The organism is Paraburkholderia sp. RL18-101-BIB-B (genome assembly GCF_046026985.1).
Taxonomy (GTDB): domain Bacteria; phylum Pseudomonadota; class Gammaproteobacteria; order Burkholderiales; family Burkholderiaceae; genus Paraburkholderia.
The window spans coordinates 34,323-59,449 of the sequence record NZ_JARESV010000039.1 but is presented as its reverse complement, the minus strand read 5'-3'; the positions used below and the strand labels follow the sequence as shown (position 1 = coordinate 59,449).

Sequence of the window (25,127 nt, the reverse complement as noted above, 5' to 3'; positions counted from 1 at the left end):
CGACGTCCGACAGATCAGGATCACCCTGAGCGCCTCACAAGAATGCCTTCTGGAGAATCTGCCTGTTTTCGAACGAAAAGGACGATTACCGCCTGAATCTGCTTCCAGACTCGGGGCGCGCGCTCATTCCCGCGTCGCTATCGATTATTGTAGTTGGCTATCACGGCGCGTATCGCCGGCTCATTCATGTTCGCGCGTGTCACCGTCACCACGTCGACGAATACCTTTGGACGCGGCGGATGGCCCTGCAAGGCAGCGATCAGCGTCTCGACCGACTGATAACCCATACGGTAGGGGTCCTGCACGTTCTGCGCATTGAGTGTTGCTGTGGGGCCGAATATGGGTTCTGCTGCGTACGCAGCGCGGCCCAAAGGGCCGCAACTGATTTACCCCGTATCAACGTGGAATCACCCGGATGACTTGTCCCAAACACTGGGAAACTAATTGCGCCCGGCGGCTGTGTCAATGGATTTCGGATATCCATCCCCGGTCTGCAGCTTGCATCGACCACCTGGAAGACCTGAGGTCATCCCCTTAGCCGCAATGCGCAAAACATGTCCTGCATTACGAGGACGAAAGCGTTGGCCATGCGCCGCGCAGATGAAGTCAAAGGGTCGCAAACGGATGTCTGTTTGGGGGTGGGGCGAAGGTTCGCAGTGGGTCAGCTACAGAAGTCGGGCCGCTGCCACGGGTGGCTCAGTGCGGTGGAGCAATGTACTTCCGGCTTCGGCCATCTGCCGCCATTCGTTCGTGCGATCGATCGGTCATTCGGACGTCGGCTTGGCGCCGACAGCGGACCTTAGCTGCGTGCACGTGTTCGAACTGACGCGCGGCTAGGCTGTCGCGGAAACCGCATTTGTTTGCATGCGTGATCCCAACGATCGCGTTGGCTTCTTAAGCATTGGCTTGTTAATAGTGTGCACGCGAAGTCAACAGGTGGACTCATCAAGCGCCCCGTCACTCGGCGCGCGCGTGCAAAAACCTGGACGCGCCATCGGACCGTCGTTGCTTTCCAGTTCGCCGATTCCTAATCTGATCGGAGAGGCTCGGGTCGATGAAAGTTGGCGAGCCGTCATGGACTCTATAGGAGGTCCGAAGTGTCCTTTGATCGAACTGAAACAGCCGTGGTTTTCATCGACCCGCAAGTCGATGTCTTAAGCAAGAACGGCAAGAACTGGGGCGCGGTGGGAGCAAGCGTGACAGAGAATAAGACGGTAGAAAACATGCTGCGAATCTTCAAGGCGGCGAAGTCCGCAAAGTTTACGGTCTTTATCTCGCCACATTACTTTTTCCCGACCGATCGTGTGTGGAAATTCAATGGACCGCTGGAGGCAGATGAATTCGCTACCGGCACGTTTGCGCGTAGTGGTCAGTTGAGTCTGGAAGGTTTTGAAGGCTCCGGCGCGGACTGGCTCGACGAATTCAAGCCCTACATCAACGACGGCGAGACGGTTGTTGTGAGTCCGCACAAGGTCTTCGGACCGCAAACCAACGATCTCGTCCTTCAACTGCGCAAGCGAGGCGCAAGGAAGGTGGTACTGGGAGGCATGCTTGCCAACATGTGCGTGGAGTCGCATTTGCGTGATCTGCTCGAACAGGGATTCGAGGTGTATGTCGTTAGCGATGCAACAGCCGGACCACGTCATCCCGTTTGGGGCGACGGCTACAAGGCGGCGATGATCAACTACGCGTTCCTCGCGCACGGCGTGGTGACTACCGACGAGGTTGTGGCCTCAATGGAATGACGCCCAACTGAGATCGGCTGGCAGGCGAACAGACTGTCGGCCTAAAAAGCGCATTTGCCCAGTTGCGAAACCCCAGCATGTTTCCCGGACGGATTGCCGACCGCCTGCTTACCCCGCTGCAATGTCTCATGGCGCACGAGTTCACGCGGTGGTTCATTTTCAATTGAAAGCTCGCCTCAGCAAGGAGAATGACAATGAACACGGTCACGACCAAAGACGGCATTCAGATCTTCTACAAGGACTGGGGAACAGGGCAGCCCATCGTTTTTTCACACGGATGGCCACTGAGCGCCGACGATTGGGATGCCCAGATGATGTTCTTCCTGAACCTCGGTTTCCGTGTCATCGCGCATGACCGTCGCGGTCACGGGCGGTCAACGCAGACGGCCGACGGTCATGATATGGATCACTACGCCGATGATCTCGCGGCCGTTACCGAGCATCTTGACCTTAAAAATGCAGTCCACGTGGGCCACTCGACGGGGGGCGGTGAGGTCGTCCGCTATCTCGCGCGTCATGGCGAGGGTCGAGTAACCAAGGCGGTGCTGATCAGTGCTGTGCCACCGCTGATGGTGAAGACCGCTAACAACCCGGAAGGTCTTCCCAAGGAGGTTTTTGATGGATTTCAGGCGCAGGTCGCCAACAACCGCTCACAGTTTTACCGTGATGTTGCTGCCGGGCCGTTCTACGGTTATAACCGGCCAGGGGCCAAGCCGTCCGAAGGCGTGATCCTGAACTGGTGGCGTCAGGGAATGGAGGGCGGAGCCAAGGCGCACTACGACGGGATCGTGGCCTTTTCCCAGACCGATTTCACCGAAGACCTGAAGAAGATCACAGTCCCGACGTTAGTGATGCACGGCGATGATGACCAAATCGTACCCTATGCCGACTCTGGGCCGTTGAGCGCGAAATTGCTGCCGAACGGCACCTTGAAAACCTATAAAGGCTTCCCGCACGGCATGCCTACGACGCAAGCCGATACGATCAATGCGGATCTTTTGGCGTTCATCAATTCCTGAATCGTCAGGCATCCTGGTGCACTTGGAGCGAGCAAACGACTGATCTACCGTAAGCGGCCATTGCCTTCATTCAGCTCGGCCGTCCGTTAGGGGGCGGCTACGGCCGATCGCTCGTAGGGCAGAGGTCGGCCCATGAAGCGACGTTCATCTAGACCGTCACCTGGACATTCGTGCGACTGCTCCGCTTTCTGAGCGGCCGTTTCGATCACAACGACGCGTGTCGCGTCGATGAACCTGGCTTCGATAAAATCACTCGCTCGGGCGGCGCCACCACCGACATGCTCCCAGCGCCGCGCCGCAACGGGTGGTTCATAGATGTTTGAGCACACTGCTCGCCAGCGTGCGCAGTTCGTCGAACTGCGTAACGAGTTCGAGGCACAGAATAAACGCCAGCATCGCTGAAGGTCCCGGGAAGCGTTCGATCCATCGCAGCGCCGAAGTCGCGTAGCGCACGCGGATCGCATCTCGCGTCATGACATAGGTAATTCCGATTCCCACAGCGGCGCCCACCAGCAAATCGGTTGGGTAGTGAAAGCCGAGATAGGCGCGCGGAACGCAAATGAACAGCACGGTATAGAGAATCGCCAGCACACCGATGCCGCGCCACACGAGGAAGATGCCGGTTGCGACCGCCATCCATAGCATCGCGTGATCGCTTGGAAAGGAGCTCCAGCTTGTCAGCAGTGCGTCCTTGATATCGCCACCTGCGAAGTGCAGATGCAGTTCGGCGCTATAGACGGGGCGCACTCTGAACGGCAACCAGTGAGTCAGCAGTCTTCCGACGAACAGCGCCACGAGGCCACTGAGAAGCGTCGCGAGAACCATTTCTCGCCGCCATTCGCGGCGCTCGTCCTGCTGAAACCACATCCACCACAGCATGGGAATGAGTACGAGGCCTTTGAAGGTGTAAAGGTCGGCGATGCCTTCTATGGATCGGGTCGCGAAATGACCGAAGTGTATGTTGGACAGATATGTTTCGATAGAGGAATCGAAGCTATTCATTATTTTGTAAGAAACTTGAGCTAGTCGCATCGAGGTTAGCATAGCCCAACGAATGCGCTGCATTTTTGGTGCTTACTTTCATTGACAACTTTCCCTGCGCAATTTCATCGCCAACTTTCACCGACGGCTTACTGCGCGAGTTTCCTCTTCGGGCGGCGTATGCCGACGAACACCGCGTCGGCCACGTCCATCGGAAAATCTCGGGTAGCTATGGCGACACCTGCTCGATACTCGTCGATCAGCGCGTCGATAGCCGCAGCGGAAATGCCGGCCGCTGTCCTTGGGTGACCCAATCGAGCTTCGACCGAGAATCCGCCAACGATCTCATTCCTCGAATGTCCGCTGCACTCCGAGACGCGCCGCACAGTTCGCCGGATGATGACAGTCTGTACCGGGTCATATTGGAACGTCGAGATAGAGCTGACATGCCGGGGTTAATGCCTGGACACCGACGACAGCTTGCAAAGAACGTCGCATGCCATGACCAAACCGAGCAAACCGTGCCGGTCAGTCGGTCGAAGCGCCGAAGCAGCGGCCGCACGAACGCGCCTTGCCCACTCGCAGGCGCCCGGCGCTCACTGTTGCCTCACCACCGCAGTCGCACCGGCAAACCCACAAACCATCGCCAGCGTACCGATCGGTCGTCAGCTGGCCAAACACCTCACCGCCCCGCAGCGCAGGTGAGCCTGGGCGGGACCGCCACACACGACGCTGCTCACGGCAGCCACAATCACGCGTTCTGCCGCCTTCTACCGCCTCCAACTCGGCAGTCACGTGGCCGCCGCAACGACAGCTCCAGAGCCACACATCGGCGCCGCGATATTGAAGCGCGACAAGGTAGCCGAAGGTGCGACCAGCGACATCGCGACGAGGCGGAAAAGGCCATTCAGGCGGCAAGGGGAGACGGATACGCTGATTCACAAAAGGTAAATGGGATTCGGCATCCTACTCTCAAGGCATAAGTGCTGCCCGTCGCTTCGCGGGCGTGGCTCAGGAAGGGGACAGAGTGGCCACGTAGAATCGATGAATCGGCACCTCGTTATAAGCGACGTATGCTCTCCGCACGTACCAAACGGAGAACGTCTTGGTATTCGCATTGCGATCTGTATCTTCGCCGTTTTACGGCATTTTTACGTGCCGAGGAATTCCTGACAATATAAAGTCAACCCGTTCAAGTTTTCTGTGTGCGACGCAATTACGGTGCGACATTATCCACAAGTGGTCCGTCAGCCTGACGCCTCGCAAGCGTGCGCCGACCAAGCCTTGGCTCACGCACTGTTTTTCTGTCAAATAACATGCGCGGATATCTCTGATCATGATGTGGTACGAAACTTAAAGGGAGTATTCATATCGTGAGAATTGAAGCACCAGCGAGCAATATGCCAGCGATCGACGATGGCCACGACCGGCAAACGGCATCAGCGTCAAAAGCGCTAAGCGGCTCGCAACCTCCAGCTTCCCCCGAGATGACGGGCCCATTGTCCGGTCTCAGGTCAGTCAAGGACCCCGGGCCGGCAGCGCGAGCTTCATCGTCCGTCCGGTGGGGTACGTCACCGTCAACAGCCGGAGGTCGAACGTTTTCGACGAGCGATTCGATCCCGTTGCAGCGGATGCCGCAACTGGGTCCGCAAGCACCCGCCAGCGCTGCATCTCACACGACGTCCGCGGACCCCGCCGGTAGCGGCGCCCAATCGTCTGGCATGGCGGCTTCTAAAGAAGGGAACGCACCTATAGCCTCTCGATATGCTGGAGGTATCGCGGGAGCACTCGAGTTAGGGGGCGCCATCGCTGCCGGCGTCGCGACAATCCCGAAACGCGAGGTGATAAGTACCGCCGCGTCTGGTGCTCTTTGGGCGGGCGGTGCAGCGGCGGGTATAGTCGGCAACACGGCCAGCCTGGTAGCGGGTATCGGCACGCAAAGCCAGCTATCAGTCGGTAGCCTAGCGGCCAGAATTGCATCTCACGCAGGGCAAATGATATCCGGCGTTGCCAATCTGGGTGCTGGCGTATCGGATGCGACAACGGCAAGTCGCCATGTCGTAGCCAAAGTCGCGGGCGGCTTTTCCGGTGGCGCATGGGGACTGAGTGCAGGGCTCAACATGGCCCAAGCCGGAACGGAGCTTTGGAACGGCTACAGCCACGCCTCCGCTTTAAAGTTCGCAAGTGGGGGATTCAATCTTGGCGCGGCCATAGCGGATACGGTTGCGGTATTCGATGCCACGGCATCGGTAGCTCCTAAGGTGGCTTCCGCACTATGGGCCGCGGGCGCCGCTGCGCAAGTGGGGGCTGCAATTGCGGAAAGGCCCGCGGAAAAGCCTGAGGATGTTGAGTCTGGGACGCAGGTGAGCCAATGACCGTTTAACGCGCGAAACCCTCCCGTATTGCCACATTGCGATAGACGCGGCAAAGCGCGCAAAGCAGCAGGTGCATTTGTATTGCATGGCGATTGGCCGCGACCGCATTATCACACTGACGCATCGTGAAAATGTGCAGGAAGCCAAAGACTTCGCAACTCACAAAATGAACGAAAAACGCTAGTGTCGCCTGCTTTCCGGTGACGCCCCGCGACACGAACTGTCTATGATGCGTTTCAATCCATGGATCCCATGATGGACTGCAACACTGGCTTTTTGCGATGCGGGCCGAAGATCAGGCAGCCAGACTGCGCGCCGGCAGGCTCACGGAACTGGCCGCGACAACGTCGCGGAGGGGCTGGACAGCCTTGCGGGTGCGTTACGGCGTGAATGGCTGAGGCAAACTGATGATTAGAGCCGACGCAGTGCAGATTCAGCAGGCGATGGTCAATCTTTGCGAAACGCCATCGAGGCGATGTCGGCGGGGACGGAGCATCAGAAGTCTCACACGCCGGCCGTATCTGGATCGTGCGCAATGAGATCCGTGGCGTGACGTTCAGCTTCAGCGTTCCGACCGAGCCGTCGGATGGAACGTGAAACCAGTGACCATACTTCACAAGGCCTATCTTTGCGGGCCGCCCATGATGATTGAAGCGGCGATCCGCACTCTCATGCAGGGCCAGTTGTTCGAGCGCGACATCTACACGGAGAAGTTTCTCACCAGCGCGGACCGCGCGGAGGCACTCGCGAAGAGTCCCCTGTTCAAGTCGATTTGAGCGATGCGGCCGGGTGCGGATCCTGATCTTTTACGAGCGCGAAACGAATTCTCTCAAACCCTCACGAGCAACTTGCCGATGTTGCCGCCTTCGAACAAGCTATTCAGCGCAGCAGGCAGTTGTTCGAATCCATCGACAAAAGTCTCCTTGAATACGATCTCACCGCTTTTAACCCAAGGCGCCACTTGCGCCACCATTTCGTCCATACGATTGGTGTAGTCTCTTGCCAGCACGCCCTGGATGGTGGCGCGCTGAAAGAGCATGTGCTGTAGAAATCGTGGTCCCACGTCCGGCGTGTCCAAACCACCGTCGTATTGACTGATCGCTCCGCAAATCACGATGCGGGCTCGGCGCTTGATAAGCGGGATCACGGCATCCGTGATCGGGCCGCCGACGTTGTCGAAATAAACGTCCACCCCTCCTGTGGCCTCGAGCAGCGCGCTCGTCAAGTCTTCGTGCGTCTTGTGTTCCCGATAATCGACCGCGCGATCCAGTTTCAGTTCGTCGAGCAGGAATCGGCACTTGTCTGGACCACCGGCAATGCCGACGACCTTGCAGCCCGTTTTTTTCCCAAACTGTGCAACCAGCGAGCCGACGGCCCCTGCCGCGCCGGAAACAACCAGGGTATCACCAGGGCGCGGCCGGCCGGCTTCCATGAGACCAAACCAGGCGATACGCCCCGGCATGCCGAGCACACCGAGTGCCGTGGAAACGGGCGCGCTTGCCGGATCGAGTTTGGTCAGTTCGCTGTGATGGCACCGTGCATATAACTGCCAACCCGAATAAGTCGACACCCAGTCGCCTTTGGCGAACAGCGGGCTGGCCGACTCGACCACTTCTCCCACTACACCGGAGCGTTGCACGATGCCGAGGGGATGAGGCACGTCATACGTATTGCGCTCGTGCTGCTGAATGCGAATATACGGATCCACGCTGATGTACCGTGCGCGAACGATGACTTCGTTCTCCGCCAACGGTCCCGAAATTTCGCTTTCACGAAGCTCGTAGTGTTCCGATCCAACGCGACTCGTGGGACGTTTTACATAGAACCATTGGCGATTCGAATAGGGTGCGTTCATGGATTGGATTTCCGGTGTGAATTGCGATGCGGTGGGAACGATTCACTTGAGTTGCGCGAAGCCTTTGCGATGTTGGTATGTCGGATTTAACGAGGCAAGACAGCGATCTCTGGCGGCTGGTTTCGTGCAGCGGTATTTTAGTTTTATGGACAGCCACCGTCGAATCATTATTTATTCAGCTTGGCAGTAGTTTTTCTACTGCCTTCTCGCGATCGCTTTGCTGTTGTCGCTGCTTTTAGTTCATATTGGGCCTGCGTGATCAGCCAGTCTCGCATTGCCCGAATAGTCTCCGAGTCGCGCCGGTCATCGGGATAGACGACGTAATAGCCCAGCGAGAGATGCAGCGCGAAATCGAAGAGGCGGCACAGGCGGCCGGCGGCGAGATCCCGTTCCACGAGTTGCTCGCTGGTCAGCGCGATGCCTTGGCCCGATATCGCGGCATCGATTGCAAGGGCGGACTGGCTGAATCGAGGCCCCTTACTCGGATCGACATGTTCTCCTCCGTTCAGCGCTTCGAGAAATTCAGGCCACAGGTCATGTGAATCATGCAGCAAAACGTGACGCTTCAGATCGGACGGCTTCCTCAGTGGTCGTCTCGATTCGGCCAATGAAGGGCTGCAGACGGCATAGATGTCGACCGGAAAGAGCGGATCGGCAGCAAGTCCTTTACCGAAAGGCGGCTTGCCGTGGCGGATTGCAATATCGACTCCATCGCCTTTGAAAGTCGAGAGTTGTTGATCTGCGATCACGCGCACTTCAATTGATGGATAAGCGTCCGTAAATGTTGCCAGCCGTGGGATGAGCCATTTCGACGCAAATGAAGGCGTCGTGCTGACCGTCAAACTCGATGCACGGTGTGTGAGCGCTTCCGTTGCGTTCGCGATGATCGTTAGCGCGCGCTGCACTGATGAGAAGTAGATCGAACCATGGGTAGTTAACGCGAGCCCGCGCGGCAGGCGATCGAACAACTGAAGTCCAAGAACATCTTCGAGATTGCGCACCTGCTGGGCAACTGCGCCTTGAGTTACGCCTATTTCCTCTGCGGCGACACGGAAGTTGAGATGACGCGCGGCGGCTTCGAATGCCCGCAGCGCGTTTAAAGGGGGAAGGCGTGGCACTTTGGTTGGGGACAGCATACGGTGGAAAAACTACAGCCTTGGAGTAAGCAATGATTCGACGCGGTTGGCGCCCGGACGCCCTAAGTTAGCATATCGTGGCGCGCGCAGGGAGCGTGCTCGCTTTACGGCCAGGCCAGGCACCTGCCTCTACCCCTTGAGTTTGCAGGCACTTCGATCAGTCGAACTTGGCCGGGTCCGCCACCCGCACCACTACTTTGCCGAAGTTGCGCCCTTCCAGCATGCCGAGAAATGCCTCCGGGGCCTTCTCGAGACCGTCGACGATATCTTCCTTGCAGCGAATCCGTCCTTCGCCAATACCGTTGGACACGATGCGCAGAAACTCGGGATAGTGTTCGTCGGCAAACTCGTAGTTGATGAAGCCTCGCACCAGAAGGCTTTTTGTCAGTATCTGGCGCATCGTGGCCGCAAGCTGGCCGTTGGCGTTTTCCTGATCGCCGCTGTATTGCGCGATGAGGCCGCAAACTGGCACACGCGCGAAGCGGTTGAGCAGAGGCAGCACCGCTTGCCATATCTTGCCGCCGACGTTCTCGAAGTACGCATCGATTCCATCCGGACAAGCCGCAGCCAGTTGTTCGGCCATGTCGGGCGCGCGATGGTCGATCGCGGCGTCGAAACCGAGTTCGTCCAACACGTAGCGGCACTTCTCAGAACCGCCCGCGATGCCGACTGCTCGCGCCCCGGCTATTCGCGCAAGCTGCCCGACGAGTGAGCCGACCGGACCGCTAGCCGCTGCAACGACGACCGTATCGCCGGGTTTGGGCTTGCCGATCAACATGAGGCCGGCATAAGCGGTGAATCCCGGCATGCCGAGCACGCCGAGCCGAGCCGACGGTGACGAGAGATCGGGGTCGACCTTGCGCAATCCAGTACCGTCGATCACCGCATAGTCGCACCATCCGGTTGGTGCGAGTACGAGTTCACCTGTGCGATAGTCCGGATGTCTGGATTCGATGACCTCGGCCACGGCTTCACCGACCATCTTGTGATCGATTGCGACCGAGGGCGCGTACGACTTGCGCGCATCCATTCGGCCCCGCATGTACGGGTCGAGCGACAGGTACAAAACACGAAGCAGCAGCCCATTCGGCGGCGTGTCCGGCAGCGTGGCTTGCTCAAGACGGAAATTGTCGACGGTTGGCTGTCCATCGGGACGAGAGGCAAGAACGATCTGTTTGAAAGTGTCTATTTTCATGGTGGATATCCGCTTCGTCAGGACGTTGGCCCGTCAGATCAGTACGTTGCTATTGCAATACCGAAGCACAAAGCTTCGCCAGCCGAGCGTCGAGCGAACGGCCTTGAACGTCGATTTGGGCGCTGTGGAACTGGCTGAGTTGGGTCGACGGCTTATCGTACTCGATCGTCGTGCCACCCTGTGCGTTCTCGTAGACCATGATACGCAATGGCGCGTACAGTCCCGCCGCCATATTGACGCTGGTCATTTCAGTCGCGGTGAGAACGTTGCCGGTGAAATACTCAGTACCGTTCCGGCGCTGTCCTTTCAGCACGAGCCAATCTCCATGCAGCCCAATGTAATGAATCACAAGACCATCGTTGCCGGCGGCTTTCTGAAGGGCGACGCGCAATTCGTCGACCTTGTCCTGCTTCAGCAGCGTGCGGATATGATCGTCAAGTCGGCCGAGACGGCTCTCCAGATCCTGTTTGACGGAAGCGTAGGGTTTGCTGGAAGAGACGGTCACGTGATCGATAATCGTCTTTGTTTCCGATACCTCGACGGTCGCCGCCATCGCGGACGCACAGAACATGTTCATGCTGATTGCAGCAACGGCGGCCGTAGACAATGCAACTCGTGAAGCGGCAGTACGTAAGTTAATCACTGTTGTCTCCTTGTTGGACAGGTCGGTAGAGCGCGCTCTCTCGGGTCAGTGTTCCGACGCGGCTTCCGCTCCAAGGCCGCTTAGCATTCGAAGTTGCTGAGCATCGAAGGAAGCGCCGCCGGCGTTCTGACGTGTCGTGACCGATCCGATCCAGCCCGCGATAAAGCCCACCGGAATGCTGAACAGACCGGGATTCGAGAGCCAGAAAGGCGGGGTGGAATCCTTGAAGATGATGCCTTTTGCTCCGATGACGGCCGGCCCCAGCAGCACGAGACCAATCGAGGAAAGGGTGCCGGCGAGCACTGCGGCCACGGCGCCTCGATCCGTAAAACGCCGCCAGTACATCGAGAAGAGAACCACGGGCAAGTTTGCGCTGGCCGCGATGGCGAACGCGAGCCCTACGAGAAACGCGACATTAAACGTCTTGACGAGCAGCGCGAGTCCCATCGCGGCCATACCGAAGACTATTGTTGCGATCTTTGCGATCACGACCTGCCGACGCTCCTTGTCGCCAGACGCCGAAAAGAGTTGGCCGAAGATGTCGTGAGATATGGTCGAGGCCGAGGAAATCATGATGCCCGAGACGACCGCAAGGATCGTCGCGAAGGCAATTGCCGAAACGCAAGCGAGAAGAAGTTCGCCGCCGGCAGAACCCGCACCGCCGCCGAGTGTCGTGGCGAGCAGGGTGATGGCGCTGTTTCCTGAACTGTGTGTGGCGAGAATCGCCGCCGGTCCCACGATCGCGGTGGCGGAAAATCCGAGCACGATCATCATTACCGCAAAAGACGTCATCACAATCAGACCGATTTTCGCGGACTTTCTCGCCGCGACGGCGGACGGCACCGTGTAAAACCTGGTCATGACGTGCGGCAGGCCTGCTGTGCCCAACGCGAGAGCGAGCGTGAGTGACAGCGTATCCAGCGGATCCTTGAAGTAGCCGCCCGGCACAAAGTACTGCGCCGGACGCAGCGATGAGAGGCGTGCCTTATTGAACAGTGCGCCCACGTCGAAGGAAAAATGCGCGAGAGCAAGCAGCACGAGCACCGCGCCGGCAGTCCAGACGAGGACGGCTTTGACGATCTGCACATAAGTCGCGGCCACCATTCCGCCGAACAGCACATACGCGATCATGAGTACGCCGATCAGCACGATCGCGGCGTTGGTGCCGATCGGCAATAGCAGACTGGCCAGTGCGCCGCCGCCAACGAGTTGCGCGAGTAGATAGGCTAACGAAATGATCAGCGAGGAAACCGATGTGGCCGCTCGAACTCCGCGGCTGCGCAAACGCAGTGCGACCACATCGGAGAGGGTGTATTTGCCGCAGTTTCTGACAGGCTCGGCGACGATCAGCATGATCATGATCCATCCGGCGATGAAGCCGACCTGATACACGATGCCGTCGAATCCGAACAGGGAAACGAGTCCCGTCACACCAAGAAACGAGCCGGCGGACATAAAGTCTCCCGCCAGCGCGAGGCCGTTCTGAAACGGCGACAGATTGCGTCCGGCCACGAAAAATCCGGAGGTTCCGCGCGACCGGCGAGCGCTCCATCCGGTCAGAATGAGGCTGAGTCCGATAAATCCTACGAAGGCGATGATTCTGAGCCCGCCATGACTGATCAGATTATTCATGTCGATCACCGTTCGATTGTGCAAACGCGCTGTGAAGCAACTCGGCCGCTTTCGGGTCGTAGACTCGCTCGGCCCACGCGCAGTAGCCCCAGAAGGTAGCGATCGTGAGCGCGAACTGAACGACTACCGCGAGCAGTCCAAGGTTGAGCTCGCCGTAGACGGATAGGGACATCGCGCCAGGAAACTCCAGCACTGCGATCAACAGGCCGAAATAGATTCCCAGTGAGGTGTAAAGCAATGACCATACGAAGCGGTTCCGGAAGTTTGCGAGCGCTCGCGTCTTCTCGACGAGGGACAAGCCGGATGATCTGACTTTCGTCGCGTTTTGCCTCTCGAACTCCGCGTTGATTGATTCCATGGATTGCATGTCGGGTCTCCTCGGTTATGGTGTTCATGACAGACATCTGAAGAGGCTTAATCACTAGAGTTTTGCTGGCAGGACTTCGCCGCGACTCTCTCCAAATCCGATTCGTGCAAAGCCTGCTTTCTCACAGTAGCCGCGCAGGATAATGGCGTCGCCATCCTCCACGTAGCTGCGCTTTTCACCCGTACCCAGCGTGACCGGCTCGCTTGCGTTGCGTGCTAGTTCCATCAGCGCGCCCGCTTCCGATTTCTCCGGGCCTGAGATGGTGCCGCTGCCAAGCAGGTCTCCAGCGCGCAGATTGCAGCCGCCCACGGCGTGATGCGTGACCATCTGTGCGATGCTCCAGTACTGATGCTTGAAACTCGTCAGTGAGAGTCGCGTCGCCGGGAGATTCCCGGCTCTATGGCGAGAAGTCTCCATCCAGACTTCCAGTTGGATATCGACGGCGCCCGTCGTGCTATTCCGGCCGGAGTCCAGATAAGGCAGCGGCTTCCAATCTGTGTCCGGGCGCGGCAGGGGAAGCCTGAACGGCGCCAGTGCCTCCATGGTCACGATCCACGGCGAGATCGTGGTGGCAAAATTCTTTGCCAGAAACGGCCCTAGTGGCTGCATCTCCCATGCCTGAATGTCGCGAGCGGACCAGTCGTTGAGCAGACATAGCCCGAAAACATGGCTGTCGGCCTGATCCAGATCGATAGGCTCGCCGGCCGCATTGCCTTGTCCAATGTAGATGCCGAGTTCGAGCTCGTAGTCCAGCTTGCGCGACGGCGAGAAGATCGGTGCATCTTCGCCCGGAAGTATGATTTGACCCGCCGGGCGTCGGAACCGCTGACCGCTTAGCCCGATGCTCGAAACCCGGCCGTGGTAAGCAATGGGTATCGATTTGAAGTTGGCGCCCACGGCGCTCAGGCCGAGTAGCTTGCTGATGTTGGTCGCGTGATGAATCGAGGTGTAGAAATCCGTGTAATCGCCGATCTGCGCTGGCAGGTTGTATTCCACTTCCGCTAGCGGGACCAGACATGCCTCGATCGCCGCGCGATCGTCCGAAGGGGCGCGCTCATGAAGCGCCGCGAATAGCGCGTGTCGCAATTCGCGCCATGCGGACGGACCCATTGAGAAGAACCCGTTGAGCACGGGCTGCGCGCATGCCCGCGCGGCCTCGCCCGCGATTCCATTCAGACCGGCACGAGACGCCCAGGCGGCGATGTCGATGACCTGATCGCCGATTGCGACCGCGCCCCGAAACGCCTCATCGGAATTCCTTCTGCGGATAACCGAGAATGGCAGGTTCTGGATGGGGAAGTCGCCCGCCGGTGCATTGGCGGACTCGACCCAACTGCGCGCAGCGGGATCATGCGTCTGATTCAGAGTGTGTTGCATGTTCGTCTCGATTCATTCGGGGTAAGGCGCGAGCCGCTCGCGTAATGGCACCTACGTTCAGTCGAACGGGCGCGTGGGGCTGTGCCTGCTGAGAAGGATTCCGCGCTCCTGCAAATCCCGAATGAACGCCGCGCTGAGCTTGCGTTCGGAGAGCACCTCGGCGTTATGCTCGCCCTGGAATGCAGGGCTGCCCGGCTGCGGTAACTCAGACTGGCTGAAATGCCACGGCGCGCCGGGCATGCGTGTCGTGCCGCCTGATCTGTCGTCGACATCGACTAGCGCACCCCATTCCTGCACCCACTCGGAATCGGCGAACTCGTTGACGCTCCGGACCACGCCAATGGCCAATCCCGCTTCGCTGACCTGGGTCTGAAGCTGATCCAGGTCGTTGAAGGTGAGAAGCCACGCGCGCACTTCGGCCAGCAAATCAGCAATGTTTTGCCGCCGCAAAAGCGCCGTGCCGAAGCGGGAGTCGCTCAGCAAATCGTTGCGGCGCATCATCGCGCAGTAACGCGAAAACATTGGCGTGTAGATCGGGCTGCCAGCGATGGTGAGTTGGCGTCCATCGGGCAAATCGAAGATGTGCGAATCTGGCGCCGAGAGAATGATCGGTTCGCCATCCGTATCGATTTCCGACAGTTGTGCGCCCACGCGTTCGTTCACCGATAGCATGGTGGCGGCCATCGAGATGTCGACGTGCTGCCCCTCGCCGGTTCGCGCGCGATGCTGAAGCGCGGCCAGAATGCCGATGACGCCGTGAAGTCCGGTGTACATGTCGGCGTGGCTGCATGCGTCGTTACGGACTTCGGTGAGCGCATCGCCGAAATGGTGCTGGACGATGTCGGTCAGTCCCGACTCGGCTTGCACGGTCGGCGCGAACGCCGGACGGTTGCGCCAGGACGTCGATTGTCCATAGCCACTCAAAGAGGCATAAATCACGGACGGGTTGAAAGCGCGCACCTGCTCATAGCCGAGTCCAAACCGGTTCAGCGTCCCGGGGCGAAAATTCTCGACGATGATGTCCGCGTCCCGGCACATGTCGACCATGATCGAGCGTGCCTCCGGGAAGTTGAGATCGAGGCTCACGTTGCGCTTGCCGGCGTTCTGCTGCACGTAATACAGCGACATGTCGCCGATATGCGGCATGCTCACGCGGCCGATATCGCCGGAAGGCGGCTCGATCTTGGTCACGGTAGCGCCGAGGTCGAGGAGCGTTTTGGTGCAATGCGGTCCGGCCAGCACTCGCGTGAAATCGATCACGCGAATGCCCTGCAGCGGTGCTGACATGATCAATCTCCCTTGAATTCGGCGGTGGCGGGTCCGGTCGAAAAGAACGAAGCGAAACCTCGCTCGCGATCGCCCGTCTTCCAGATCATGTTGTTGAGGTTGATCTGTTCGAGGTCTGCGCTGCGCACGCCGCCGTTGGCAGCGAGATTGGCCTGCTGCTTGATGCCGTGGAGGACTTGGGTCGGGCCTGCCGCCAGTTGCCGGGCGAACGACATGGCGGCGCTCTGGAGTTCGGCTTCGGGCACGACGTGATTGATGATGCCCCAGCGTTCGAATGCTTCCGCCGGGTGCCTCCGTCCGATCAACGCGATTTCCTTGGCCCGCACGACGCCCGCTCGCTGAACGAGTCGTTGCGTGCCGCCAAGCAGCGGAATCAGGCCCACGATGTTCTCGACCTGGCCGAAGTAGGCCGTGTCCGCGGCGACGATCATGTCGCAGGTGAGCGCCAGTTCGAGGCCGCCGCCGAGCGCGGCGCCGTGAACGGCCGCGACTGTCGGAACCGGTGCGTTTTCCAGCACGTCGAGAAACTCGAGGAATTGATCGGCGTTGTGCTGGATCACCGTCTTGCCATCGGTAAATGAGCTCATTTCCGCACCGGCGGAAAAGTGCCGCATGTCGCTTTTGAGCACGATCGCGCGGGCACCTTCGGCGACTATGCTGCGATACGCGGCGAGCAGATCCGCGATCATCGCGTCGTCGATCAGGTTGTGGGGTGGCTTGGCTAGTGAAACGATTCCGACGGCGCCATCCATTTCAATCTTTACTGTGGTCATGGTTCTCTCTGCAAGGTGCGATAGGCGAGGCAAAGGCCACTGGCTTCAAAGCAGCATTTGAGGCGCGGCCTGCGTGTGGGAGGGTCGACGGACGAGTCCGTGACCGGTGCGTCAAACCGATGCCGCGATAGCTCGCATCGACGGAGCGTGTTGCGTCGCCGCATGGACGGGACCGATTGCGCCATCCACGGTTTCAGGATGAGCGCCGATCAGGGTTGTCACTAGTGCCGGAGCAGGGTGGGCTGAGGGCTTCATGGCTTGTCTCCATCTGTTTTTCGGCGTGCGCCGTTGATGGTTACTATCTCAGCGAGCTCATTGAGCGGCAATGTCCAACGCTGCCAATTGCCGTGTCAAACTGTGCCAAACGTGCTCGATGAAGATCGGAAAAATGTGCGAGTATGTCCGCAACTGGAGTGAGACAAATCGTGCGACCACCGAAAATCGTCACGCCATTGCATCCGGACCTCGATGCGCCGACGCAGAGTCTTCTGGGCTTGGCCGCGCTCGCCGCCGAACTGGCCGCGGAGGGCGTTTCCGTCAACAAACTGTTCGCGAATACGGGCGTCCATGCGAACCAGTTGGAGGATTCGCAGGCGAGAATTTCGCATCGTCAACGCCTCGCCATTTATCGAAACGCCCAACGGCTTGCAACAAGAGCCGATGTTGGATTGCTCGCGGGTGCGCGTCAGAGGATCAGTGACTTCGGCATATATGGCTATGCCATGGTCAGCAGTACGACCTTTGGAGACGCCCTGAAATTCAGCGTCGAAAATGTCAGGATGGCCGGCGCGGTTTTGCAGATCCGCTATTCCACCGAGGGCAATACCGGTATTCTGAGCAGTCACGGGCTCGCATCGCTCGGCGACATGTTGCCGTTTGTCGCCGAATTCTGGCGAAGCTCAATGACGGTGTTATTCAGCCGGGTGCTGGAAGCGCCTTTTCCGTCGAAGCGCATGGTCATGGCGTATCCGGCGCCGCCACATTGGCGGAATTACGAGAGGATGTTCGACTGTCCCGTGGAATTCGGCGCCGATACGATGGAGTGGCATTTCGACGTGCATGTACTGGACCGTCCGTGTCCGAATGCGAATCCGATTACCGCGCAAATCTGCCAGCAACTGTGTGATCGTATTCTCGAAGAACGCGATGGCATTCCCGAACTGGCGAGGCAGATCCGCATGGCTTGCCTGAACGCACCGGGCGTGTTCCCATCCGCCGAGAAGATGGCCGCCCAACTCGGCATGTCACTGCGAACCTTGCATCGACGGCTGGCCGACGATAACTACTCGTATCAAACCTTGTTGAACGATGTGCGCCGGTCGCTCGCCATCGAATTTCTCGAGAACACGCGGCTTCCTATCGATCAGGTCGCCGAGCGCATTGGATTCTCGGATGCGGCGAGCTTTCGCCGGTCTTTCAGGAAGTGGACCGGAAATTCACCCAGTCTGTATCGGAAGGGAATGGGCCAGGATGGGTGAGGGGAGCGTTGTCACTTGATGCCGTACGGATTTACCCGAATGCAATAAAGTATTAGTTCGCGGTCTTATTTTCAGTGGCGAGATGTCCGCGGCGGGGCTAACTTTCTGTTATAGCGGACGCAATGCGACATATGCGACTGTCAAAAGCAGAATGGGCTCAGGAGGAAGACAGATGCAGACGACGCTGGGTGTCACGGCGCGTACCGATGCCCGCCACGCCGAAATCGCTCAGCCGGATCTGGAACTGGTCGCCGTGCCGCGCGACGAGTCGTTCAAGATCTGGTCCCACGGGTATCCCTATCGCACGGTGCGCTGGCATTTCCATCCTGAATACGAAATTCAGCTGGTTACGTCGACGACGGGCAAATACTTCGTAGGCGATTACATCGGCAATTTCGCGCCTGGCAATCTCGTGATGGTGGGATCGAATCTGCCGCACAACTGGGTCAGCAATGTGCCGCAGGGCGACCGTGTGGATGAACGCTGTCTTATTCTGCAATTCGATGCAGAGTTCGTTACGCGCGCAATCAAGCTTTTCCCGGAGTTTAAACGCGTCGAGTTGTTACTCGATGCATCGCGTTGGGGTGTACTGTTCACACCGGAAACGGGCGCGGCAGCTGAACCGATCATGCGCGAGATGCTGGGCGCGAAAGGCATGCGGCGCATCACGTTGTTTCTTGCTTTGCTTGACTTGCTCGTGCAAAGCGTCGCGCCGGTGAAACTGGCGAGTGCTGCTTATTGTGCGGACCCGGCGCGCTATGCGCAGGCGCGCATCAATCACGTGCTTTCCTACATTGGCAAGAACCTGTCGCAAGAGTTGCGCGAAACGGAGTTGGCCGAACTTGTGGGACAGAGCGTCAGTGCCTTCTCGCGATACTTCCGTCGGCACACCGGCGTGCCTTTCGTGCATTATGTGAACCGGCTGCGCATTAATCTCGCGTGTCAATTATTGATGTCGGGTGAACTGAACATCACCGATATCTGCTATCAGGTCGGCTTTAATAACCTCTCGAATTTTAACCGCCAGTTCCTTTCCCTTAAGGACATGTCGCCTTCGCGATGGCGCGCCTACCAACAACTTAACGCTGCCAGTGGTGCTGAATCGCCTGATGCCGCAGTTGTGCAAGACCGGCGATGACTACACGATAAATAAAGGCGCAACACTTTCAGCCCGTGGAACGGAGACATCGCGCAGTACATGGGATATGAAACACGACGCGGCAACTTTCCCATAATCGGGCCAACGCAAGTGAGGCAGGTAATGGGCATTGGTCTGGAAGCCGCTAGCAACGACGAAAAACTACAACAAGGAGTTCACTCGCGACGCAGACACGGCAGCAGCTACGCCGGAATTTTTCTAATAATGGAGACATTCGATGACCCGACTTTCGAACCAACTAATCGGCGCTAGCGCCCTGAGCCTGAGCTTGTTGAGCAACACGGCGGCGCTGGCCGCCCCCAGTGGCACGGTCGCCTTTCTGATGCCCGACCAGGCGTCGACCCGCTACGAACAGCATGACTTCCCCGGCTTCAAAGCCGAAATGAGCAAGCTCTGCCCCGACTGCAAGGTCCTCTACCAGAATGCCAATGCCGATGTCTCGACGCAGCAGCAGCAGTTCAACTCGGTGATCGCGCAAGGCGCCAAGGTGATCGTCCTCGACCCGGTCGACTCGACGGCCGCCGCGTCGTTGGTCCACATGGCGCAGGGCCAGGGTATCAAGGTTATCGCTTATGACCGGCCCGTGCCCTCGACGCCGGCCAACTACTACGTTTCGTTCGACAACGAAGGCATCGGCAAGGCCATCGCGCAGTCACTCGTCCAGCACCTGAAGGAAACCGGCGTGCCGACCACCAAGGGCGGCGTGCTCGAAGTCAACGGTTCGCCGACCGACGCGGCCGCCGGACTGATCAAGAAGGGTATCCACGCCGGACTGCAGGGGAGCGGCTACAAGACGCTGGCCGAGTACGACACACCGGACTGGGCGCCCCCGAAGGCCCAGCAGTGGGTCAGCGGGCAGATCACGCGCTTCGGCTCGCAGATTGTCGGTGTCGTGGCCGCTAACGATGGCACGGGCGGCGGGGCTGTCGCGGCCTTCAAGGCAGCCGGCGTCAACCCGGTGCCCCCCGTGACCGGCAACGACGCGACGCTCGCGGGATTGCAGTTGATCATCGCGGGCGACGAGTACAACACAATCCTGAAGCCGAGCGAGATCGTCGCCGCCGCAGCGGCGAAGGTGGCCGTCGGCTTCCTTTCCGGGCAGACGCCGAAGGCTGAAACGACGCTCTTCAATACGCCGTCCCAGCTCTTCAAGCCGGCGGTCATCACGGCGAAGAACCTCAAGGCGGAAGTTGTCGACAAGGGGTTCGCGAGCGGCAAGGACCTGTGTACTGATCGGTATGCCGAAGGATGCAAGAAGCTGGGAATCACTTACTGATCTGGCGCATAGCTGACGCAAATGCGGCACAAACGCCCGACGGACCCGGCTCGTGCCGGGTCCGTCTACTCTCAATGAGGTATCCGTCCCATGACTGACAACTCCACGACACGATCCAGGCGCGGCGAACTGGTGCTGAGCCTGCGCGGCGTCTCGAAGCACTTCGGAGCGGTCTCGGCTTTGACGGACATCGAGCTCGACGTGCATGCCGGCGAAGTGGTCGCCCTGGTGGGCGACAACGGGGCCGGCAAATCGACGCTGGTGAAAGTTCTAGCCGGGGTCCATCAACCCAGCACCGGCACCATTACCTTCGGCGGCAAGGAGGTCACGCTGTCCAATCCGGGCGCGGCGCTCGATCTCGGCATCGCCACAGTGTTCCAGGACCTGGCGTTGTGCGAAAACCTCGACGTCGTCGCGAACATCTACCTCGGGCGCGAGCTGAATCCGCTGCGCCTCGACGAGGTCGCGATGGAGGTGAAGGCCTGGACGCTGCTGAACGAGTTGTCGGCGCGTATTCCGAGCGTGCGCGATGTGGTCGCGTCGCTCTCGGGCGGCCAGCGCCAGACCGTCGCAATTGCGCGCTCGCTGCTGCTGGACCCGAAGCTGATCATGCTCGACGAGCCGACGGCAGCGCTGGGCGTGGCCCAGACCGCCGAGGTGCTGAATCTGATCGAGCGGGTGCGCGACCGCGGTCACGCGGTGATCATGATCAGCCACAACATGGAGGACGTTCGCGCCGTGGCGGACCGGATCGTGGTGCTGCGACTGGGCCGCAACAATGGCGTCTTCTATCCCGACTCCTCGAATCAGGAACTGGTGGCCGCGATCACCGGCGCCACGGAGAACGCCGTGTCGCGTCGCGCCGGCCGACGCCAGGCCGAACAGGGCACCCAGACTAAGGAGCCGTCATGAGCAACGATATTCAAGGCGGCTCGCAGCCTGAACCGCAAGGCGCGCCACAGCCGTCCACGCTGCTCGACCGCAGCGATGTCCGCGTCAAGCACGCCACCGGAGTCGGCGGTACCGTGGCCGCCTTCGTCGAGCGGGTGCGCTCGGGCGATCTGGGATCGCTGCCGGTCGTCGCGGGCCTGATCATCATCTGGACCGTGTTCACCAGCCTGAACCCGGTGTTCCTCTCGGCCGACAACCTGGTCAACCTGCTGTTCGACTGCTCGACGGTCGGCGTGATCTCGCTGGGGATCGTCTGCGTGCTGATGGTGGGGCAGATCGACCTGTCGGTGGGTTCGATGAGCGGCTTTGCCTCGGCCCTCGTCGGAATGCTCTGGGTCAACCACGGCTGGCCGGTGCTGCTGGCCATCGTCGCCGCGGTCGTCGTCGGTGCGGTGGTCGGCGCACTGTACGCGTTTCTGCTCAACCGGCTCGGCATGCCGAGCTTCGTCGCGACGCTGGCCGGGTTGCTCGCGATCCTCGGGATGCAGCTGTATGTGCTAGGTGCTACCGGGTCGATCAACCTCCCCTATGGTTCGACGATGGTGAACCTCGGGCAACTCATCATCATCCCGGCTGTCGTTTCGTACCTCTTTGCGCTGGTGCCCGGTGTCGTGATGCTGGTGATCGGGCTGCGCACGCGTGAGCGCCGCCGTGCATCCAATCTCTCGGCGCCCTCCGTGGGCAGTCTTTGTGTGCGCGCCCTGGCCATCACCGTACTTTTGGAGGCTGTGGTTGCCTACCTCAACCAGGGACGTGGCGTTCCACTGATGTTCGGCATCTTCCTCGGCCTCTCGGTCGCGATGGACTATGCGCTAACAAGGACGCGCTGGGGCCGGTCGATGAACGCGGTCGGCGGTAATCACGAGGCTGCGAGACGGGCAGGCATCAATGTCGGCGCCATCTACACCAGCGCCTTCGTACTGTGCGCCAGTCTCGCCGCACTCGGCGGCGTGCTGACCGCGGCACGGCTCGCCTCGGCCAGTCAGCAGGCCGGCACCGGCGACGTGAACCTGAACGCCATTGCAGCGGCCGTGATCGGCGGCACCAGCCTGTTCGGCGGCCGAGGCAGCGCGTATTCCGCAGTACTGGGCATTATCGTGATCCAGTCTATCGCCAGCGGCCTGACGCTGCTGAACCTGTCGTCCTCGCTGCGCTTCATGATCACCGGCGCGGTGCTGGCGATCGCGGTGATCGTCGACTCGCTTGCCCGGCAGTCCCGCGTCTCGCATGGTCGCGCGTAATTCGAGCAATCAGCAATCATCTTGCACGGGACCGCGGTTGCATGGGACCGGAATAGGCGCTAAAGCGCTAACTCCGGTCGACCGCCATCAAACCGCATGGGACCGGAATAAGCGCTAAAGCGCTAACTACGGTCGACACAGGAGAGCAGTCAATGAGTGAATCCATGAAAGGAAAAGTTGCCGCCATCACGGGCGCGGCATCGGGCATCGGCTTGGAGTGCGCGCGCACCCTGCTCGCGGAAGGCGCAAAGGTCGTTCTGATCGACCGTGCGAAAGACAGGCTCGTGCAACTGTGCGCAGAACTGGGGCCGAACGCACTGCCGCTGGCCGTGGATCTGTTGCAGCCGTCGGAGGTGTCCGCGATGCTGCCGAGAATCCTCGAGCTGGCCGGTGGCCTCGATATCTTCCATGCCAACGCCGGCGCCTACGTCGGCGGCGATGTCGTGGATGGAAATCCGGACGAGTGGGATCGCGTATTGAACCTGAATGTCAATGCCGCGTTCCGATCGGTCCACGCCGTGCTGCCGCACATGGTCGCGCAGAAATCGGGTGACATTATCTTTACCAGTTCCATCGCGGGCATCGTCCCGGTCGTGTGGGAGCCGATCTACACCGCGTCCAAATTTGCGGTGCAGGCCTTTGTCCACACGACCCGGCGCCAGCTCGCCAAGCATGGTGTGCGGGTCGGCGCGGTGGCCCCGGGCCCGGTCGTCACCGCACTGCTCGACGACTGGCCGAAGGCGAAGATGGACGAAGCGCTCGCTTCGGGCAGCCTGATGCAGGCCAGGGAGGTCGCCGATGCGGTGCTCTTCATGCTGACGCGGCCGCGCAACGTGACCATCCGCGATCTCGTGATTCTTCCAAACAACGTCGATCTCTGAAATGCGTGCCAGACGCGGGCGCGGTTGTGTGGCTCGCCGTCAACATGGAACGCCTCCCCCAAAAAGGCAATGAGCAGACAGTGACCAGGCAGCGAGCTATGACCTCAGAAAACTCGACCTCCGGCGCGACAGACAGCACGCGCGATGCGCTCCATGTCATCGGGGTGGATGTGGGCACGGGCAGCGCCCGGGCTGGAATCTTCGACCTTGCCGGTCGCATGGTGGCCTCGGCCAGGCGTGACATCACGCTGTTCCATGCAAGCGGCTCCATCGTCGAACAATCGAGCGGCGAAATCTGGACCGCCGTCTGCGCTTCCGTGAAGGATGCGCTGTCGCAGGCCGCCGTCTCGCCCGATCAGGTCGCCGGCATCGGCTTCGACGCCACCTGCTCGCTCGTCGTGCTGGGCGAGGGCGGCCAGCCCCTGCCCGTGGGCCCTTCCGAGCAAGCCGAGCGCGACATCATCGTCTGGATGGATCACCGCGCCGTGGCACAGGCGGAGCGCATCAATACGACGGGCCACGAGGTGCTGAAGTTTGTCGGCGGCAAGATCTCGCCGGAAATGGAAACACCGAAGCTGCTGTGGCTCCTCGAGAACAGGCCGGGCGTGTTCGAGGCGGCGTGGCAGTTTTTCGACCTGACCGACTTCCTGACCTGGCGCGCGACCGGGGATCTGTCGAGATCCACCTGCACGGTCACCTGCAAATGGACTTATCTGGCGCACGAGCGGCGCTGGGACGAGAGTTACTTTCGGAGCATCGGCCTCGGCGTGCTGGCGGACGAGGCTTTTGCGCGCATCGGCCAGACCGTCGTCGACCCGGGTACGCCGTTGGGCAGCGGACTGACCGAAGACGCCGCCGCGCAGCTCGGCCTGCGAACCGGAACGCCGGTCGCCACGGGCGTGATCGATGCCCATGCCGGGGGGATCGGCACGGTCGGCGCCGACGGCGAGCCCGAGTCCTGCCTCGCCTACGTCTTCGGCACCTCATCGTGCACGATGACCACGACCCGCAGTCCGGTCTTCGTGCCCGGCGTGTGGGGGCCTTATTTTTCGGCGATGGTGCCGGATGCATGGCTCAACGAGGGCGGCCAATCGGTAGCGGGCGCGGCGATCGAACGACTGCTTTCGATGCACCCCGCAGCCCCAGACGTCCGACGTCGCGCAGAGCACGAGGGCCACCCGCTGCCGGTGATGCTTGCCGGTCTCGCGGCGCAGGCGGCGGACAGCCTGTCGGGCGCGGCGTTGCTGGCCAACGGCCTGCATGTCGTCCCGGAGTTCCTGGGAAACCGTGCCCCGCTGGCCGACCCACACGCAAGAGCCGTGATTGCGGGCCTTGGAATGGAGGACGACCTGAACAGTCTGGTCGCCCTCTACATTGCCGGCATTTGCAGTATCGGTTACGGCCTTCGCCAGATCATCGAAGCACAGGCGATGGCCGGCGCACCGATCGAGCGGGTGGTCATCAGCGGTGGCGCGGGGCGACTCGATCTCGTTCGGCAACTGCTCGCCGATGCGACGGGAAAGCCCGTGCTTGCGACGCGGGCGGAAGAACCCGTGCTGCTGGGCGCGGCGATCCTGGGCGGCGTGGCTGGCGGCCTGTTCGACGACGTGCGCTCGGCGATGGCCAGAATGTCGCAGATCGGTAGGATCTACGAGTCGGACACGGGTGACATTGCGGCATTGCACGAGGCGCGGTATCGCGCCTTCAGGCAGTTGCAGACCGTGGCCAGGGAAATTCGCTAGGTCCGACGATCAGC

At 60.2% G+C, this 25,127-nt stretch carries 20 protein-coding genes and 1 pseudogene; 10 read left to right on the top strand and 11 right to left on the bottom strand.

Going from position 1 to position 25,127, the window contains the following annotated elements; genetic code table 11:
- Positions 1–137 precede the first annotated feature (137 nt).
- Positions 138–287 (bottom strand): hypothetical protein, encoded by a 150-nt coding sequence (locus P0D73_RS34955; protein ID WP_408290609.1) that lies wholly within the window; start codon positions 285–287, stop codon positions 138–140.
- Positions 288–1,097: 810 nt separating this feature from the next.
- Between P0D73_RS34955 and P0D73_RS34950 the strand changes: the two genes are divergently transcribed.
- Together P0D73_RS34950 and P0D73_RS34945 are read left to right on the top strand one after the other, a co-directional pair.
- Positions 1,098–1,745 (top strand): cysteine hydrolase family protein, encoded by a 648-nt coding sequence (locus P0D73_RS34950; protein WP_408180901.1) that lies wholly within the window; start codon positions 1,098–1,100, stop codon positions 1,743–1,745.
- Positions 1,746–1,939: 194 nt separating this feature from the next.
- On the top strand, positions 1,940–2,764 hold the full coding sequence (locus tag P0D73_RS34945; protein ID WP_408180902.1) for an alpha/beta fold hydrolase: 825 nt from the start codon (positions 1,940–1,942) through the stop codon (positions 2,762–2,764).
- A 309-nt stretch (positions 2,765–3,073) separates the two neighbouring features.
- Here the strand turns inward: P0D73_RS34945 and P0D73_RS34940 are convergent, their stop codons facing one another.
- The gene (locus P0D73_RS34940; RefSeq protein ID WP_408315667.1) at positions 3,074–3,766 is read right to left on the bottom strand and encodes a phosphatase PAP2 family protein; all 693 of its coding nucleotides are present in this window, start codon (positions 3,764–3,766) and stop codon (positions 3,074–3,076) included.
- A gap of 2,968 nt (positions 3,767–6,734) precedes the next feature.
- Here P0D73_RS34940 and P0D73_RS34935 point away from each other — a divergent pair.
- A pseudogene (locus P0D73_RS34935) lies at positions 6,735–6,896 on the top strand (phenol hydroxylase); the annotation flags it as partial.
- Positions 6,897–6,949: 53 nt separating this feature from the next.
- Here P0D73_RS34935 and P0D73_RS34930 read toward each other — a convergent pair.
- From P0D73_RS34930 to P0D73_RS34890, 9 genes are all read right to left on the bottom strand, one after another.
- Positions 6,950–7,975, bottom strand: a complete 1,026-nt coding sequence (locus tag P0D73_RS34930) for an NADP-dependent oxidoreductase (RefSeq protein ID WP_408315532.1) — start codon at positions 7,973–7,975, stop codon at positions 6,950–6,952.
- A gap of 167 nt (positions 7,976–8,142) precedes the next feature.
- The gene (gene gcvA / locus P0D73_RS34925; RefSeq protein ID WP_408315530.1) at positions 8,143–9,111 is read right to left on the bottom strand and encodes a transcriptional regulator GcvA; all 969 of its coding nucleotides are present in this window, start codon (positions 9,109–9,111) and stop codon (positions 8,143–8,145) included.
- Between the two features lie 157 nt (positions 9,112–9,268).
- The gene (gene curA / locus P0D73_RS34920) at positions 9,269–10,306 is read right to left on the bottom strand and encodes an NADPH-dependent curcumin/dihydrocurcumin reductase (protein WP_408315528.1); all 1,038 of its coding nucleotides are present in this window, start codon (positions 10,304–10,306) and stop codon (positions 9,269–9,271) included.
- A 49-nt stretch (positions 10,307–10,355) separates the two neighbouring features.
- Positions 10,356–10,949, bottom strand: coding sequence for a DUF302 domain-containing protein (locus P0D73_RS34915; RefSeq protein ID WP_408434920.1), 594 nt, complete (start codon positions 10,947–10,949; stop codon positions 10,356–10,358).
- 45 nt (positions 10,950–10,994) lie between these two features.
- Positions 10,995–12,581, bottom strand: a complete 1,587-nt coding sequence (locus P0D73_RS34910) for a solute symporter family protein (RefSeq protein ID WP_408315524.1) — start codon at positions 12,579–12,581, stop codon at positions 10,995–10,997.
- Positions 12,574–12,948, bottom strand: coding sequence for a DUF485 domain-containing protein (locus P0D73_RS34905; protein WP_408315523.1), 375 nt, complete (start codon positions 12,946–12,948; stop codon positions 12,574–12,576). Before P0D73_RS34905 ends, P0D73_RS34910 begins: the two co-directional genes overlap by 8 nt.
- A 54-nt stretch (positions 12,949–13,002) precedes the next feature.
- Positions 13,003–14,325 (bottom strand): fumarylacetoacetase, encoded by a 1,323-nt coding sequence (fahA, locus tag P0D73_RS34900; protein ID WP_408434918.1) that lies wholly within the window; start codon positions 14,323–14,325, stop codon positions 13,003–13,005.
- Positions 14,326–14,382: 57 nt separating this feature from the next.
- Positions 14,383–15,612: a CaiB/BaiF CoA transferase family protein gene (locus P0D73_RS34895; protein WP_408315519.1), complete on the bottom strand. Its 1,230-nt coding sequence runs from the start codon at positions 15,610–15,612 to the stop codon at positions 14,383–14,385.
- A 2-nt stretch (positions 15,613–15,614) separates the two neighbouring features.
- Positions 15,615–16,385, bottom strand: a complete 771-nt coding sequence (locus P0D73_RS34890) for an enoyl-CoA hydratase/isomerase family protein (RefSeq protein ID WP_408290595.1) — start codon at positions 16,383–16,385, stop codon at positions 15,615–15,617.
- 425 nt (positions 16,386–16,810) lie between these two features.
- On the opposite strand from P0D73_RS34890, the gene P0D73_RS34885 reads away from it, so the two are divergent.
- From P0D73_RS34885 to P0D73_RS34855, 7 genes are all read left to right on the top strand, one after another.
- The gene (locus P0D73_RS34885; RefSeq protein WP_408434916.1) at positions 16,811–17,863 is read left to right on the top strand and encodes an AraC family transcriptional regulator; all 1,053 of its coding nucleotides are present in this window, start codon (positions 16,811–16,813) and stop codon (positions 17,861–17,863) included.
- A gap of 172 nt (positions 17,864–18,035) precedes the next feature.
- Positions 18,036–19,001 carry a helix-turn-helix domain-containing protein gene (locus P0D73_RS34880; RefSeq protein ID WP_408315515.1) on the top strand — a complete coding sequence of 322 codons (966 nt, stop codon included), beginning with the start codon at positions 18,036–18,038 and terminating at the stop codon, positions 18,999–19,001.
- A 292-nt stretch (positions 19,002–19,293) separates the two neighbouring features.
- Positions 19,294–20,298 carry an ABC transporter substrate-binding protein gene (locus tag P0D73_RS34875; RefSeq protein WP_408315513.1) on the top strand — a complete coding sequence of 335 codons (1,005 nt, stop codon included), beginning with the start codon at positions 19,294–19,296 and terminating at the stop codon, positions 20,296–20,298.
- 90 nt (positions 20,299–20,388) lie between these two features.
- Complete coding sequence (locus tag P0D73_RS34870; RefSeq protein WP_408180917.1) at positions 20,389–21,210, top strand: ATP-binding cassette domain-containing protein; 822 nt, start codon at positions 20,389–20,391, stop codon at positions 21,208–21,210.
- Entirely contained in the window at positions 21,207–22,490 is a 1,284-nt protein-coding gene (locus tag P0D73_RS34865) for a sugar ABC transporter permease (RefSeq protein ID WP_165923991.1), read from the top strand. Before P0D73_RS34870 ends, P0D73_RS34865 begins: the two co-directional genes overlap by 4 nt.
- Before the next feature lie 152 nt (positions 22,491–22,642).
- On the top strand, positions 22,643–23,371 hold the full coding sequence (locus P0D73_RS34860) for an SDR family oxidoreductase (protein ID WP_132380975.1): 729 nt from the start codon (positions 22,643–22,645) through the stop codon (positions 23,369–23,371).
- 98 nt (positions 23,372–23,469) lie between these two features.
- Entirely contained in the window at positions 23,470–25,113 is a 1,644-nt protein-coding gene (locus tag P0D73_RS34855) for an FGGY-family carbohydrate kinase (RefSeq protein ID WP_408315510.1), read from the top strand.
- The last annotated feature ends 14 nt before the right edge of the window (positions 25,114–25,127 follow it).